The following is a 15683-nucleotide window of genomic DNA, read 5'->3' as shown; positions in this document are numbered from 1 at the left end:
GAAAGGCCGTACATATGACCGCACCGCTCCCAAATTGTTCCTCGGATGAAAAAGCTCTTGCCACGCGGGCCGTTCCACATATGTCGCGCCGCAGTAGCGCGATCGACATCACGTTCCGCCTTGCGTCACGCATACATTTTGAGATGCTGCGCGATGGTCAATGTCCCTTTGCTCTGACGCGTGGGCAGCACGCGGAATGCCACTTCGATCCAGCAATAGATGCCGAACGCGAACATCCCGAACGCCACGAAACCCAGCAGATAGCGTCCATAGGCCTGGCTCCGCAACAGATCAAAGGCCTGGGACAGGCCACCCGCTTGATCCGGATCCGACTGCATTGCGGCGAAAATGAAGAAACCCCCAATTATCGCGACGACTATGCCGCGCGCCATCAGCCCGAGACGGATTGGAAGCGAGAGTTTTTCGAGGATCGGCGACCAGCGCAGGTTCTCGCGGTATTTCTTGGACCAACCCTTGTAAACATAAGCCAAGCCGGCACCGATCACAGCCAGACCCACAGCGCCCACGATGATCTGCCCGAAGGGCATAGCCAAGAGTTTCGAGGTCAGAGCCTCCTTGCCGTCTCCACCACTGCTGTTGCCGAAGGCAAGCCGAGCAATCGAAAAGGAAACGCCCAGATTCACCAGTCCGCTCAGACCCTGGCCGACCCGCGCGACCAGACCTTTGGTTTCGCTGCCCTCGTCTTCCAGGTCCATGTAGCCGCAGATCAGACGCCAGATGCCGTAGCAAAAGAGCCCTGCAGAAATGGCAAGAATGATGAACTCGCCAAAGGGTTGGCCGAACAGCGAACTCAGCGCGCCCTTCTTGTCTTCGCCCGACCCGCCATGCCAGGCCGATAACAGCGCCAGACCACCGGTCAAAAGATAAACCACGCCGCGTGCAGCATATCCTGCCCGCATCACGTACTCGACCCAGACGGGTGCCCGCTCTGCCATTGAAACATCCTCTTTGCCGTATGGAGACCCAAGAGAAAATCACGGCAATTTGTTCCCGCGAGGCTTGGAGAGATGGAGAGGCGTCGGCACGCGCCGGACGGCATGGCAACGCGTCGGCAAGATGTTTTCAGGCTCAGGTCTCCCCAAGACGATGCCCGCTACCTGCGTTCTTCGCCAGCATGGCCGACAACGATGAACGGCAGGACTGGGGTTGCCTGGCCAAGTCGGCTTCCTCCGACCGAAGTTCACGGCGAGCGGCCGCTTCTGCTGGATCGCCGACTGGGCTCCGCCGCGCCGTCGCAAGTCCGCTTCGCCTGGCCGATCGCAGCGGGCTCCTCGAACCCGGCGCCGTGGCGACCGACCGCAACGGGCTAATACTGTTGAAAAACTCGATGCTTGCTTGCAGCAAAGCCTTCTGATTCCATCACATTGAAGGGTTTGGGAGGGCTCGGGATGCTTGGAACGCAGAAGTCTCACGCGCGGCTGTTCTACGAGTCCGATCTCGAGGCCCATATTGCCGAGAACCACCTGCTGCGCGCCATCGACCGGTTCGTCGATCTGGGCGGCGTGCGCGTGGAACTCCGCGGCTTCGACAGCCGCACCGGACGGCCCTCGATCGATCCGGAGCTCATCCTGCGGATGCTGATCATCGGCTACGTCATGGGGTGAGATGCGACCGTGGCCCCAGCGGGGCCGCGAAAGCGCATCGAACGCTCCGAGCACCGCCTTTGCCACGAGGTGCATCTCAACCTCGCCTACCGCTGGTTCTGCCGCCTCGGTCTGGAGGACTAGGTGCCTGACCACTCTTCCTGGTCTGGCTGGTGCTGAAGCGGCAGATCCTTCCCTTCATCCCGGTCTTCCGCTGACCGGCAGGCGATTGCCCGCAATCGCCGAGAGGGACCACTCTGCTCGGACCGACGGCACCTGGGAGCGGTCCGTCTTCACCTTGGGCGAAGCGCGCGACCGGTACATCTGTCCGGCAGGAAGGGACCTCCGCCATGACCGGCGCAAGTTCTCCAACCGGGCCAGGATGAAAAAGGGCATGGGCGCGCGGAAGTACCGGTCAGCGATCGGCGATTGCCGGGAATGCGCGCTCAAGGCGAAATGCTGCCCCAACACCGACGTGCGCAGCATCACCCGCGAGAAATACGAGATCGTCCGGGAGTTCGCCCGCTCCTGCACGGCTACGGGGTTCAATGGGCTGGCGCAAAGGCGGCGGAAGAAGGTCGAGATGGTTCGGGCATTCGTTTGGACCGGTGGCAGTCATGCCCTCACTTGCCCACCTGAAACGGATCCTCGGCCTCGGGCGGCTCCGGCTGAGGGGACCACTCGGCGCAGAAGACGAATTCACCCTCGCAGCGATCGCCCGGAACCTCAGGAAGCTGGCAAAGCTCCGCCCGATGGCGGCACCGATCCCGTCCTCCTCCTGAGGACGACGCCCGGCGGGCTGCCGCTCCCCCGGAGATTTTCCTTCGCGGCCATCGATCCATCGCCCATCCCTCGACAGACACACGAGGTTTTCAGCGGCATCAGCCAAGCCCGGACAGTTCCAGGAGGCGCGCCACGAAACCGGTTGTTTGCCGGAGTGGCAGGCCGAGCAGGACCTTGATGGCGAGACAGGCCTGGATCGCGTTCGCCGGGGAATTGGTCCCCCGGATCAATTCCTGATCCTCGTCATTCGCTGTACGCCTGCTGGTGGCCGCGACATCCGGACGGCACCGCTTCCCATTGCATCGAGGGATTGAACCAGACGGTCAGCGATCCGCGCTGCATCAGCGCCTGGGTATGCACTTGCCAGTTGGTGGTCTTGTAGGTCGGTTTCGGAGGTCAGCTCATCGCCGCCAGCTATCATCCTGGATTCGCGCTGTGAATCCCCAGCCGCCTTTGCGCAACAAGGACCCGGTCTGCCTGCGCTCCTTAGGTCATTTTGACAAAAAGCGAAGCCAGATGCGGACGGAGGCGATGTCGATGAACCCGAGGAAACTCAGCGCGGTCTTGTCATAGCGCGTTGCCACTCTGCGAGACTGCTTGAGCTTGGAAAAGCAGCGTTCGACCAGGTTGCGCCAGCGGTAGAAGTCGCGGTCGACGGCGCGCCATTCCTTGCGGTTCCGCCGCATCGGGCTGACCGCCACAATACGACGTTCCTCGAGCTTTTCCCGTACCTTGTCAGCATCATAGCCCTTGTCGGCGAGGAAATATTCAGGCTCCGGCAGATCCTGCGGCATTACCAGGTCGAACCCCTTGATGTCCGCCGTCTCGCCGCCGGTGATCTCGCTGCGCATCGGCAGCCCCGCGCCGTTCACACGGAGGTGGATCTTGGTCGTGAAGTGGGAGGCGGATCAGAAAATGATCCGGGGGATCGTTTTCCCGCCGGACAGTCTAGAACGGCCGAAACCTTCTTTCGGAGTCCCCCCCTTGAGCCCGCTGCCTGCTGATGGGCGCGAATGACGGTGCTGTCGATCATCTGGACACGGGCCGGAACGAGGTCGCTGTCGTTGAGGAACAGGAGGATGGCCTCCCATAGTCCGGCCTGGGTCCAACGTCGGAACTGGCGGTAGACGGACCCCCATTTTCCGAACTGCTCCGGAAGGTCCCGCCACGGGGCACCGGTCCGTGTTCGGCGTGATGCTCGAACCAGTGGCGCATTCACGCCTCACTCCAGAATATGCCATCCAGAACAAGGCGATGGTTGACAGGTTTGCGGCCATTCGGGGCGCGGGCGGCGGCGATGAAATGCTCGAAGAACCGCCATTGCGCATCGGACATCAGATTTCGCGCCAAGATCACCTCCGTCGTAGCGGTGATCTTGAATCACGAAAGCGACCAACTGTGAATCCCTTTTGTCAACATGACCTAGCACCGCGGTGATTGTTCTGGCAAAGTAACACGAAGAACCTGAGATACCAGTTCGCTTTGCCGGGAAATACCTAACTTTGAGTAAATTCTTTTGGAGTAGGTGCGTGTAGTCTCAATGCTCAAAGAAAGTTCATCAGAAATTTCTCTCAGACTGAGTCCGTGAGAAATTCCAGCTGCAACAAGTGCTTCCGATCGCGTAAGTCCAAAGACAGCCCTAAGAGTTTCAGCAGACGGAAAACATTCGCATGTTGGCACAAGAATTGAGATAATTCTATTTTCAGTTTCTAGGCCGTGATCAAAGGGAGTGGCAACTTGAAAGTATGTCGGGCGAACTGTGCCAGATGGAAGAGTCATCGCAATGTTCGCGCACGGAGCGAGCCCATCATATTCCTTCGAAATCGCTACTGCCCGACGAATTTCGCTTCGAACCTGATTGGAGTGGAGATCTAAAGTTTTGAACCGCGCCGGGTCTGTCGGAGGCTGATTTGTGATAGTTACGCGGCCATGTCTTCAGTTTCCAGAGCGGCGTAGAAGTTTGCCTCGGCTTCCGCGGGCGTGAACCGCGCCGGGTCTGTCGGAGGCTGATTTGTGATAGTTACGCGGCCATGTCTTCAGTTTCCAGAGCGGCGTAGAAGTTTGCCTCGGCTTCCGCGGGCGTGAACCGCGCCGGGTCTGTCGGAGGCTGATTTGTGATAGTTACGCGGCCATGTCTTCAGTTTCCAGAGCGGCGTAGAAGTTTGCCTCGGCTTCCGCGGGCGGGATGCTCCCGATCGGCTCGAGCAGCCGGCGGTTGTTAAACCAGTCCACCCATTCGAGCGTCGCATATTCGACTGCCTCGAAGTTGCGCCACGGGCCGCGGCGGTGGATGACCTCGGCCTTGTAGAGACCGTTGATCGTTTCCGCCAAGGCGTTGTCGTAGCTGTCGCCGACGCTGCCGACAGAGGGTTCGATGCCCGCTTCGGCCAGCCGCTCGGTGTAGCGAATGGACAGGTATTGCGACCCGCGGTCGGAATGATGGACGAGCCCTGCGCCCTTTGCCGGGCGGCGATCATGGACCGCCTGTTCCAGGGCATCGAGGACGAACCCGGCATGCGCGGTCGTGCTCACGCGCCAGCCGACGATCTTCCTGGCGTAGGCATCGATCACGAAGGCCACGTAGGCGAACCCCTTCCAGGTCGCCACGTAGGTGAAGTCGCTCACCCAGAGCATGTTCGGAGCAGGCGCCCGGAACTGTCGGTTCACCTTGTCCAAAGGGCGTGGAGCCTTCTTGTCCGGTACTGTCGTTCTGTGTGGTTTGCCGCGGATAATGCCTTGAATACCCATGTCCTTCATCAGCCTGGCGACTGTGCAACGGGCGACATCGAAGCCTTCCCGATCCAGCTGGCGCCAGACCTTGCGCACGCCGTAGACCTTCCAGTTCTCTTCGAATACGCGCTCGATCTCAGGCCGCAGGACTGCGTCGCGACGGGCGCGAGGCGATTGCCGGGACGGATCGGAGCGCTTCGCCAGGTGATCGTAGTAGGTGGATGGGGCGATCGGCAGGACCCTGCAGATCGGCTCGACCCCGTGCGCGCCGCGATGGGCTTCGATGAAGGCGATCATCGTTTCAGTGGGCGGTCGAGCTCCGCCATCGCAAAATAAGCGGATGCCTTGCGGAGGATCTCGTTGGCCTGGCGCAGCTCGCGGTTCTCGCGCTCCAGCACCTTCAGCCGGTCCGCGACGTCGGCGGGAATGCCCGCACGCTTGCCGCTGTCGACTTCCGCCTTCTTGACCCACTGGTTCAGCGTGTGTGCCGAACAGCCGATCTTCGCCGAGATCGACATGACGGCCTGCCAGCGGGAGCCGTGCTGGCCCTCGTTCTCCAGCACCAGCCTCACGGCGCGGTCCCGGACCTCAGGGGAAAACTTGTTCGTGGTCTTGCTCATTGTGGCTTCACTCTACTTGCGAGTTAAAGCCTCCGACAGACCCGGCGCGGTTCAGTTTTTCCATTCTTCGCATCAATTGGAGTAAGCGCTTGAGCAATAGAATTTATAAAAAGTAGACTTCCGGATGCATCGAACACTAAACACCCTATATCAAGATTGCGGTACGCCGCCATGGCGGAATTTAGGACGTAGTACTTCGATTCTATTGCGGTGGTGTATTCAAGGATTCTCGCTGCAGAACGAAAAATTTTGAGCAGAGCAACATCCTCTGGAGGGGAGGATTCATTCAAGTCCCAGGCGAGTCTTAGTTCCACATCGAAAATATCCGTTCTTGGCGCCTTCCCAAGATCGCATCTTTGAGCGACGCTGGAAATTCTGGCAATTGAAAAATCCGAATCTAGATTTCTAACTGTTTTCCAAGATATGGAATCTGATGCAATCTTTGCACGGGCGCTTGCAACGGAATCGCATTTGAATTCTTCAAGAAAAGGATTTTCCGAACTTAAAAAGCCATCTCTTGAGTTTGCCTCGCTGGAGACGAAGATCGTGCCATCATTTACGTCATAATGAACCCGTAAGCTCCAATCGCAGGAACCTACACTGTCTTGAATGAACTTTCCAATTTGCATCACAAAAAAGCAGTGCCTATCGCTCGCGAGCGAATAACATTACTTCATCCTTCTCCCTCCAGGGAAAGCAAAGAAAATCGCACAGAATCAATTTGTATGGCAAAAATTATGTTGACCTGACGAAGTCAGTCAACATTTTTTTAACTGTAATAGGAGTGACTTCTCCAAGAAGGTCTGCGATCTCTATAAATCTGGCGTTGTGGAAATTTAGCACTCAAAGTCAAAACTCCATTCTTTCCATAGCGGTAGATCGATTGCATATGAATATTTCTTGCACAAGATGACACTATAAGCGGCTTTCTAAATCTAAAATGTCAGATTTCAAAATCGCAGTGGCGGCTCTGTGAATTCCTATTTTTGAAACTTTTCTCTGGAACAAGTCAATAAATAGCTTCTTTACGAGGTGGAGTTGTTAAATTGGGCACCTCTAAAAATTGCCGCGGTGCCGCGTCCGGGGTATGACCCGGGCGGCGTTCGGCGGTTGGGGCATGGCGATGGCACAGATGGGTTTCTTCGATCTTTCAGATCGCTACGCAAGCCTGGATGCCAAGAAGGACCCGCTGGCCGAGCTCGACGCCGTGGTGCCGTGGGAGGACTTCCGTCCGGCACTGGAGCTGGTGTGGCGCAAGCCGGAAGCCGAGCGGAGATCGCGCGCCGGACGCAAGCCAATGGACGCCGTGCTGATGTTCAAGGCACTGATTCTGGCGGCGCTCTACAACCTGTCCGACGACCAGATCGAGTACCAGTTCCTCGACCGTCTGTCCTTCATGCGGTTCCTCGGCCTCGGGCTGGACGGCCGGGTTCCTGACGCCAAGACCGTTTGGCTCTACCGCGAGGCGCTCGCGCAAGCAGGCATGGTCGAGGCGCTGTTCCGGCAGTTTGACGGCCATCTCGCGCGGCAGGGCTACATCGCGCGGGGCGGGCAGATCCTGGACGCGTCCATCGTGCGAGTGCCGATCAGCCGCAACACGCGGGACGAGAGTGAGCCCGCGAACGCCATCGGTTCGAGAGAGCGGGCGAACGCCATCAAGCAGGGCGAGGTGCCGGAAGACTGGTCGGACAAGCCCGCCAAGCGGTCGCAGAAGGACACGGACGCGCGCTGGACGAAGAAGCACGGGAAATCCCATTTCGGCTACAAGAACCATGTCAACGTGGACCGCAAGCACAAGCTGATCCGGCGCTATCACGTCAGCGACGCCGCCCTGCACGACAGCCAGGCGGTGGATCATCTCCTGATGCCGGGCAATACCGGCTCCGGCGTCTGGGCCGATGCTGCCTATCGTTCCGAGGAGATGGAAGGGAAGCTGCTGGCCCGGGACCTGAAGGGCCACATCCATCGCAAGGGACGGCGCGGAAAGCCGCTTGGTGTCCGGGCCAGGGGCAGCAACCGGACGAAGTCGACCGTGCGGTCCCGGGTCGAACATGTCTTCGGCGCGCAGTCCAACGACATGGGCGGCACACTGGTGCGGACGATCGGCCTGATGCGCGCCAGGGCAAAGATCGGGTTGAAGAACCTTGTGTACAACATGCGCCGCCTCGGCCAGCTCCGCCGTCTGAACCCGAACCCCCCGGGTTCGACAGCTAATTCGGGATTTCGGCGGGTCGCGCCTCGCCGCACATAATGAAAACAACGGGTTGGCGACCTGGGAAAGCGCTTCCAGCCGAAGTATTGTTGTAACACGCCATGTGAATTATGGACCTTGTGGCAATGCGAATGAACGGGATATCGTTCGTCCATGTACACGCGCATCACGGAATCCGGCGGCCGCCGCTACCTGCAGCTCGTCGAGGGGCACCGCGACGAAGCCGGGAAGGTCCGCATCAAGGTCGTCGCCAACCTCGGCAGGCTGGACAAGATCAAGCCCGGCAAGCTCGATCCGCTGATCAACGGCCTGAACCGGGCGGCCGGGCGCCTCGAGAACACCGCCTCCGACGTGACCTACGAGTCCTCCCTGGGCTATGGCGATGTCTTCGCACTCCATGAGATCTGGAAGGACCTCGGCTTCGACCGCGCCCTGAACCGGGCGCTGCGCTCCGGACGGCGCGAGATCGACGCCGAGGCGCTCGTGCGCGCCATGGTCTTCAACCGCCTCTGCGCGCCGGACTCGAAGCTCGGCTGCCTGCGCTGGCTCGAGACGGTGGCGATGCCCGCCATGCCGGAAACCGTGACGCATCAGCATCTTCTGCGCGCGATGGATGCGCTCATGGACCATGCCGACGTTGTCGAGGGCGCGCTGGCGAAGCAGCGGCGGCCGCTCGTCGATCGCGATCTGGCGGTCGTCTTCTATGACCTGACCACCGTCCGCATCCATGGCGAAGGGCGCGTCGAGGACGACCTGCGCGGCTTCGGAATGAACAAGGAAACCGGCGGGATTGCCCGGCAGTTCGTGCTCGGCGTGGTGCAGACGGCCGATGGACTACCACTCCTGCACACCGTCCATCCAGGCAACATGGCGGAGACGAAGACGCTGCAGGGCATGCTCGAAACCGTGCTGAAGCGCTTTCCGGTCCAGCGGGTGGTGCTCGTGGCCGACCGCGGCCTCCTGAGCATGGACAATATAGGCGAGCTGACGGCCCAGGCCGACCGGGATGGCCGCAGGCTGGAGTTCATCCTGGCCGTGCCCGCCCGCCGCTATGCCGAGCTTGCCGAAACATTCCAGGGACTTGCCTTCGACGCTGACGGCCTCGCCGAAAGCACCTTCGCCGGGCACCGGCTGATCGTCGCCCATGATCCGCTGCGCGCCGCAGAGCAGTCGGACCGCCGCCGCGCGCGCATCCGCGAGCTCGAGGAGATGGGCGAACGGCTGGCTGGCAAGCTGGATGGGCAAGATGCCGGACAGACGGCCCGTGGCCGCCGCGCCTCGGATCGCGGGTCGTACAGCCGTTTCGCGAAGGCTGTGGCCGAAGCCGAGCTGACCCGCTTCATCAAGCCCGACCTGCAGGCGGACCTGTTCAGCTGGAGCCTCGACGAAGCCACGATCGCCCGTGCCGAGCTCTTCGACGGCAAGCTGGCGCTGCTGACCAATGTTTCCGGCATCACGCCCGCCGAGGCGGTCGCGCGCTACAAGTCGCTGGCCGACATCGAGCGCGGGTTCCGCGTCCTGAAGTCCGACATCGAGATCGCCCCTGTCCACCACCGCCTGCCGGAGCGCATCCAGGCGCACGCCCTCATCTGCTTCCTGGCGCTGGTCCTCTACCGCGTCATGCGGATGCGGCTGAAGGCGAAAGGGCATTCCGCGAGCCCGCGCACCGCGCTCGACCTGCTGGCGCGCATCCAGAAACACACCGCCCATGCCGGAAACCGCACCCTGCATGGCATCAGCAGAACAACACCGGAGCAGCTCGACCTCTTCGAAGCCATGGACCTCCCCAAGCCCGCCTGACGGGCTCCGTTGTCACATTTTTGGCCTTTCGGCCTAAATGATATCAATTACTTGCGCGTTTAACTGATGAACTTGGGGAACCCGGCTTAATACGGGGCAACGAAAGCGGCGCGCGCCGGAACGCGCCAAGCCGCAGCGGAACGACCCAGCCTCTCGGAATAGCTGAACAGAAGATGGCGTGGGCAGTCACAGGGCCAGCTTCAAGCCGCTGATCCCGTCCGCTCGGGCGAATTCAGTGAAAAATCGAGGTGCCCAATAGTAACTCATGACAGGTTCTTCATGCGCGATCCGAATCGTGAATGCGCGAAGTAACATCCTGAATATACTTCAACCGCCTCCCTTGCCGATTCTCGGAGAATTCTCAGAAGTTGCACGTATTCATGTATTTCATCTTCTTCATTTCAACTTCGGATCAGCCATGGAGATCTTTCACATTGAGGATGGAGATCGCTTCTTCATAGTTGCAACCTGCAATGGAAATGCACCGTGTTACCGGCCCCTTTGAAAGAGGCCGGTAAGATCTTGAAGCGTAGGTGCGGATAAAGCTGTATCCCACTTGTTCTTTTTCGATTCTTAGATCATCCAGTCTCCACCCGTCGGAATTCCAGCGAAGTCCCAATCTCCCCGATCTCCAATATCGACGAGAACGTTCTCGTTCAAAACTACTAGAGATCCTTCAGAGGAATACGCGGAGTCTTGCATTAGACTACCTTCGGTTCCTTCGACTGTTCCAATGTCTACTCCCTCAACATAGACATCAAATATCTTTTGACCGAAGTGATCTCCACTGTGGAAGTCACGATTTCCCCATTTGTTTGAATAACCAATCATTCGAACACTATCTTCAGTTAAGGCAACAACCGCAAGATGTGTTAGGGACCCCACACAGGTAAAATCTATTGTATCACTGTCAAAAAAGTCTGTTGAGAAATCAGCCACAAGGTTTTTTCCAAGATCCGTTCGGCCATGACCATATCCCCCATCGAAACTTAGAGCCATGCCGGCAGTTTTGGAGTCCTCAAAATACTTGTCCCGATGATGCATGTGACCGTCATCAAACGCGAATATATCGTCCCCGCGACCTCCATACCCTATATCAGTTCCTTTCCCGTACCAGATAGTATCATTACCTTCCCCGCCCCTGGAGATATCGTCTCCATCATTGCCCGCGAGCTCGTCGTTGCCTCGCTGTCCATACAACTTGTCATTTCCTTCGCCGCCCAGAAGAATATCGTTGTCCCTCTGACCGTAGATCACGTCATCGCCGGCACCGCCGTCTACTTGGTCGTGTCCACCACCTGCCTTGATCGTGTCATCTCCATCCTGCCCAAATATCGTATCTCGTCCTGAACCGGTCGCGATCGAGTCATTGTCCGTGCCGATCCAAGAGTTATTGTTTTTCTCGTCATTTCCGAAAACAAGGTTGTTTCCGCTAAAGTCCTCGATCAAGTCATCTCCACGGCCACCAGAGAGGCGATCATTCCCTTCGCCTCCATCAATTGAATCAGCGCCGAGTCCCCCATGGAGATTGTCGTTCCCAGCTCCTCCGTCTAGGAAGTCTCGTCCGAGGTTGCCGAAAATAACATCGTCCCCGGATTCACCATATAGAAAATCCCTTCCGGCTCTTCCGAGCATATAGTCATTGCCGTCATTGCCGTAGAATGTATCGGATGACCGTCCGCCGAAGAACTCATCAGCATTTGTTCCGCCGACGGCGAAGTTGCCGAATTGACTGCCGTAGAAATTCAGAAATGCGTCATCTCCAGATACTTGCGAAGGATCGGATTGCGTATCTCTATCTGGGTCCGGATTTTCAAGCCAGTCCACGAAGTCGAACGAGACCGGACTGCCATTATCATATGGGCGCACCTCCACATCGATCCGATGCACTGGGGCCCCAGAAATATTCTTGCCTAGCTTAATCAAGGTTAGCTCAGCATTTAAATCGGCGTATTGAATGTTGCTTTCTGAAACTTGCTGAAATCCGTTCAGGTAGTCCGGCTTCAACATCGGATATTCCCAATCGGGAACGTAGATAATCGGCGTGCAGTGTTTGTAGTATGACATATCTTCCTCCGTATCCGCATTGCATAAACGCATTGCAGAGAAGCTATGATTCCATGAATTCAACTTGTTCACAAAATACAAACTTGTATGGGCAGGGTATCGATGCGCTTCAGCAATGCTATCCCCAGATGGTGACGTCAATTTGAGGTGTTTTAGCAGGCTGCTGAAAAAGTCTGCTGTGAGGAACGATACCCCTTGAGCAGGGCGCGATGCAGTCTGGTGTGGGTGGAGAGCAGTCCGAGTAGCCGCGTTCCGGCTCCGGCGGCGAGGAGTTTCAGCAGGTGATCTTGCCCCCGGATCCCGGACTTTGCGTTGAAGTGCTCCCAGAGAGAGGGAACCGAAATGAGCAGACAACCCCGCCGCCACTTCACTACCGAGTTCAAGGAACAGGCCGTCGCGCGGCTCTCGGAGCCCGGCGCAACGCAGATCCGCTCGCTCGAATTCCGGATCCGGCCGACAATCGCCTCGAGGTTGGACACAGTTGCGTTGAAGTCCTGGCGCAGCGTTTCATAGGCATCGGGAAACTCCCGCTCGATCCGCGCCTCCAGATCGCCCTGCGCGAGCTGGTGCAGGGCTTCCCCGAGATCGGTGACGACTGCTTCCTGTTCTGCCGCCAGCGCGGCACGCTCGCGTTCCGCCTTCTGACGTATCTGCTCCTGCGCGTCCGCCTCGCGCCGGTCACGCTCCGCCTTCTCGCGCTCGGCTTCGGCGTGCCGGGCAGCCTCCGCCGCATCGCGGGCGCGCCGTTCCTCTTCAGCCCGTGCCTCGGTCTCGCCCGCGGCGGCCTTCTGCCGTTCGGCCTCCTGCTCCGCCGCGATCTTGTGGAGGATGTTCATCCGGAAGGTCTCGACCGAGCGCGCCATCTCGCCGACCTCGTCGCGCGATTTCAGGTGCGGGATCGGCGCGTCCAGCTCGTTGTCGGTCAGCGTCTGCATGCGGGCATTCAGCGCCCGGATCGGCCGAGTGATGCTCAGCGCCAGGCCGGTGCCGATCGCGAAGAGCAGGCCGATCCCGATCGCCGATGCACCGGCGGCCGTGCGCCAGAAGGCGCGAATCATGGCGTCGATATCCTCGACATAGCTGCCGGTCGCGACCATCCAGCCCCAGGGCGCGAAGGCACGCACATAGCTGATCTTGGGCAGCAGCTCGTCCTCTGCGCCCTGCACGGCACGGGCCGAACTGTAGCGGACGACGCCTCCGCCTTCGGCGGATTGCGCGGCCCCGATCATCTCGCGGTAGATGTAGACGCCGTCCGGGTCCTGCAGATCCCAGGTATTGGTGCCGAGACGTCCGGGCTTGGCATGGGCAACGATATTCGCGTCGTAATCGGCTGCGAACAGGTAGTTGCCGTTGTCGTAGCGGGCGTTGCCGATGATCCTCGCGCCCTCGGCCTCGGCATCTTCCTGCGTCATCTCGCCTGCATCGACCCTGGCCTGCAGTGCGGCCAGCTGGGACACGGAGGCATCTACGACGTCGCGCAGATGCACCTCCCTGAGCTGGTAGACGTAATCGGTCACGCGCTCGTTGAGCGCCACGACGAGCAATGTGGACACGACGACCGAGACCGCGATCAGCGTGTATATCTTGGCACCAATGCCGAAACGGGGCTTGAAACTCATGGACTATGAAACTCCGGAACTCGCGGCAGTCAAGCAGGCCCGGGTTAAGATCGCCTTTCCGCTGACGCAGACGGCGGCAGAGGCCCGGATGGCGGTCCGAACGGATGCGTGCGGATCGCCGCGGAGGCCGCACAGGAGCGCCAGGTTGCGGCGTGCGCCGCGTTGGCCCGGCGCGCTCCGGGGGCCTGGCCAACCGGATTAAGGCGCTCAGCATGCGTGGAAACCATGCGGTGGCGCCTTCGCGGACGGCTCGATGCTCTTCGGCGGACGGCCGTCCGCTATGGACGACCATATTTGATACAGTTAGCCTGCCGCCGCAAACGCTGTCCTTGGCATCCGCTCCCCGCCTGCGTTTATGCAAATGGAAACACGAGGAGTGTCCGATGTTCGAGACGAAGATCCGCAAGATCGGCTATTCGGCCGTCATGACCCTCTCCACCGAGATGCTTGCCATTCTCGATGCCAGGGAGGGCGACCCGCACTTCGTCGTTCGCGGTGATGACGAGAGGCTCAAGATCACGGCGCATGATCCCGCGCTGGCCGAGGCGCTGGCCGCAGCAGAGATCGTGATGGGCGAAAACCGCGACCTGCTTCAGGCGCTTGCATGAGCGGACCCGTGTGGGTCCCGCTCCGTGCTGTCCTCGCCATCTACGGTCGCCAGATCGCCCGGCATGGCGGTGCCGCAGGAGTGCGGGACATGGCGCCGCTCGAGTCCGGCTGCGCCCGCCAGCCAACCTTGCCGTCGACGGCAAGCCTGACCGCGATGCCATAGACAAAGCCCTGCATCAAAATTGAGCCAGACCTAATTCAACCGGCCAACCTGGTCCACCCGCAGGGGCGCATTCCTGTGATCGAGCGCCTCCAGCGCGCGCGGCATCTTCAAACCGACCAGGGGGCGCCGCGGATGCGGTCGAGCAGCGCGCTCGTGGCTGGCTACCCGCAGCCAGGCGGCGGCCGAAAGCATCGTGGAAATCCAGCGGGCGGCGCAGGCCCTGGACTGGCATCTGCTGGGGCGGGCGCGGCGGCGGCGCCTTGCGATGGGCGGGATCGCCCCGGCGCAGCGCCTTGCCCTCGAGCACCGGGTGCCGGGCAATCGGCGCGTTCGGGCATTCCTTCTGGCCAATGGCAGTCATGCCCTCGCTCCTCGAAGATGCGGATCTCGGCAGTGTGGTGCTGGAGCTCGAGCACGCGGTGCCGCGCGGTGTCGGGCACCGGGCAGAGATTGCCGCCGACCGAAACCATGCCCTCGTTGCTGACCCGCCGCTCGACCGTCAGGACCGCGTCATAGGCCAGGGCGGGCAACGGCCGGAGGCTGGGCAGCTCCTCGGCGAAGGCCTCGTCGACCACCCGCCGGGTGGTGGCGTGGGTGCGGGGATTGGCGATCCCGGTGCGCCATTCGGTGAACTGCGCGTTGAGGTCATCGAGATTGCGGAAGCTGCGGGGGAGGAGTTCAAGCGTATGGCAAACGGTCCGGGGGACCGTTTGCAGCGCAGAACGTCCTGGTGGATGGAGCGGAACGGCCGCTCGTTGTGCGGGCTTGCGCGGCGCCATTGGCGCCACGGTCCCTTCAATTCCCTTTCGTCTTCGCGCGGTACGGGCGGCAGGCCCGGGGGATGGCGCCGTAGTGGTCCAGCAGCACGACCAGCGACGCATTGTAAGCGGAGCATCCGTTCCCGGGATCTGGAGTTGGAGCCTTTCGGCTTTGCTTTAGAATCCAGCGTTGCCGGAGTGCGGTGTACCGGTCGCCATGCGGCGGTGATGATCCGCCCGGTCCCGCGCATGGAACAGGACGACACAAGCGATGAGCAGAACAGTCTGGGGATTCGCCGTGACGCGCAGCAAGAGCGGCCGCAACATCTGGCCGCCGGAGCTGAAACGCGAGGCTGCCCGGAGGGTCCTGGATGAAGGCCTGCCTCCCGCAGACCTCGCCCGGGAAATCGGCGCCAATGACTGCATGCTCCGCGACGGGCTGAAGGACGAACGCGTCCGGCGCGCCTCTGTCCGGCACCCATCGGCCGGCTTTGCGGAGGTCACCGTCGGAGACACGGAGACCTCGGCGCCCGGGCTGCCCCGCTCCGGGGAACCTGTCCCGGACCAGGCAGCGACCATCGCCATTTCGATCGGCGACGTCCGCATCGAGGTGCCGGCGGATCTAGACGAGGGAACGCTGTCGAAATTCATCCGCGCCCTGAGGGCGGCCTGATGCTGCCGCTGAACGGGCTGAAGATCTGCCTGGCGACCGAACCAG

Annotated in this window: 11 protein-coding genes, 3 pseudogenes and 1 other annotated feature; of the genes and pseudogenes, 5 read left to right on the top strand and 9 right to left on the bottom strand. The window is 60.3% G+C overall.

Features of this window, described 5'->3' with window-relative positions; translation table 11 throughout:
• Positions 1–125: 125 nt before the first annotated feature.
• A complete protein-coding gene (locus FGX59_RS33700) occupies positions 126–956 on the bottom strand; it encodes a DUF1206 domain-containing protein (protein WP_138472698.1) in 831 nt (276 codons plus the stop codon).
• 453 nt (positions 957–1409) lie between these two features.
• Between FGX59_RS33700 and FGX59_RS33695 the strand changes: the two are divergent.
• Positions 1410–2386: pseudogene (locus tag FGX59_RS33695) on the top strand (transposase).
• Between the two features lie 105 nt (positions 2387–2491).
• On the opposite strand, the pseudogene FGX59_RS33690 reads toward FGX59_RS33695, so the two are convergent.
• The 5 genes and pseudogenes from FGX59_RS33690 to FGX59_RS33670 form a co-directional block, all read right to left on the bottom strand.
• Positions 2492–2729 (bottom strand): annotated as a pseudogene (locus FGX59_RS33690) (transposase); the annotation flags it as partial.
• Positions 2730–2878: 149 nt separating this feature from the next.
• Positions 2879–3743 (bottom strand): annotated as a pseudogene (locus FGX59_RS33685) (IS5 family transposase).
• Between the two features lie 66 nt (positions 3744–3809).
• Positions 3810–4166, bottom strand: coding sequence for a helix-turn-helix transcriptional regulator (locus FGX59_RS39890; RefSeq protein ID WP_138472696.1), 357 nt, complete (start codon positions 4164–4166; stop codon positions 3810–3812).
• Positions 4167–4508: 342 nt separating this feature from the next.
• Positions 4509–5737, bottom strand: a protein-coding gene (locus FGX59_RS33675) for an IS3 family transposase (RefSeq protein WP_138472694.1) whose coding sequence is annotated in 2 segments (ribosomal slippage) — positions 4509–5449 and positions 5449–5737 — 1230 coding nt in all. Because the reading frame shifts where the segments join, the coding sequence is not laid out codon by codon here.
• Positions 5340–5456 (bottom strand) — a sequence feature (AL1L pseudoknot). Its footprint overlaps the gene before it by 117 nt.
• 23 nt (positions 5738–5760) lie before the next feature.
• Positions 5761–6366 carry a hypothetical protein gene (locus tag FGX59_RS33670; RefSeq protein ID WP_138472692.1) on the bottom strand — a complete coding sequence of 202 codons (606 nt, stop codon included), beginning with the start codon at positions 6364–6366 and terminating at the stop codon, positions 5761–5763.
• A gap of 494 nt (positions 6367–6860) precedes the next feature.
• Between FGX59_RS33670 and FGX59_RS33665 the strand changes: the two genes are divergently transcribed.
• A complete protein-coding gene (locus FGX59_RS33665) occupies positions 6861–7988 on the top strand; it encodes an IS5 family transposase (RefSeq protein ID WP_138472699.1) in 1128 nt (375 codons plus the stop codon).
• Between the two features lie 114 nt (positions 7989–8102).
• Positions 8103–9749 (top strand): IS1634 family transposase, encoded by a 1647-nt coding sequence (locus tag FGX59_RS33660; protein WP_138472690.1) that lies wholly within the window; start codon positions 8103–8105, stop codon positions 9747–9749.
• A 573-nt stretch (positions 9750–10322) separates the two neighbouring features.
• Here FGX59_RS33660 and FGX59_RS33655 read toward each other — a convergent pair.
• Entirely contained in the window at positions 10323–11816 is a 1494-nt protein-coding gene (locus FGX59_RS33655; RefSeq protein WP_171060958.1) for a calcium-binding protein, read from the bottom strand.
• Positions 11817–11968: 152 nt separating this feature from the next.
• Entirely contained in the window at positions 11969–13435 is a 1467-nt protein-coding gene (locus tag FGX59_RS33650) for a cache domain-containing protein (RefSeq protein WP_138472687.1), read from the bottom strand.
• A 383-nt stretch (positions 13436–13818) separates the two neighbouring features.
• Between FGX59_RS33650 and FGX59_RS33645 the strand changes: the two genes are divergently transcribed.
• Positions 13819–14043: a transcriptional regulator/antitoxin MazE gene (locus FGX59_RS33645; RefSeq protein ID WP_138472685.1), complete on the top strand. Its 225-nt coding sequence runs from the start codon at positions 13819–13821 to the stop codon at positions 14041–14043.
• 325 nt (positions 14044–14368) lie between these two features.
• Here FGX59_RS33645 and FGX59_RS39885 read toward each other — a convergent pair whose 3' ends face one another.
• Positions 14369–14986: a hypothetical protein gene (locus tag FGX59_RS39885; protein WP_206078509.1), complete on the bottom strand. Its 618-nt coding sequence runs from the start codon at positions 14984–14986 to the stop codon at positions 14369–14371.
• A gap of 250 nt (positions 14987–15236) precedes the next feature.
• Here FGX59_RS39885 and FGX59_RS33625 point away from each other — a divergent pair, with 250 nt between their 5' ends.
• Positions 15237–15638, top strand: a complete 402-nt coding sequence (locus FGX59_RS33625; RefSeq protein ID WP_138472680.1) for a hypothetical protein — start codon at positions 15237–15239, stop codon at positions 15636–15638.
• Positions 15639–15683: the final 45 nt, after the last annotated feature.

The sequence above is a fragment of the Poseidonocella sp. HB161398 genome (assembly GCF_005870025.1).
Lineage (GTDB): Bacteria > Pseudomonadota > Alphaproteobacteria > Rhodobacterales > Rhodobacteraceae > Mangrovicoccus.
The sequence above is the reverse complement of the archived record's forward strand: the minus strand, read 5'-3'. Positions and strand labels throughout refer to the sequence as shown.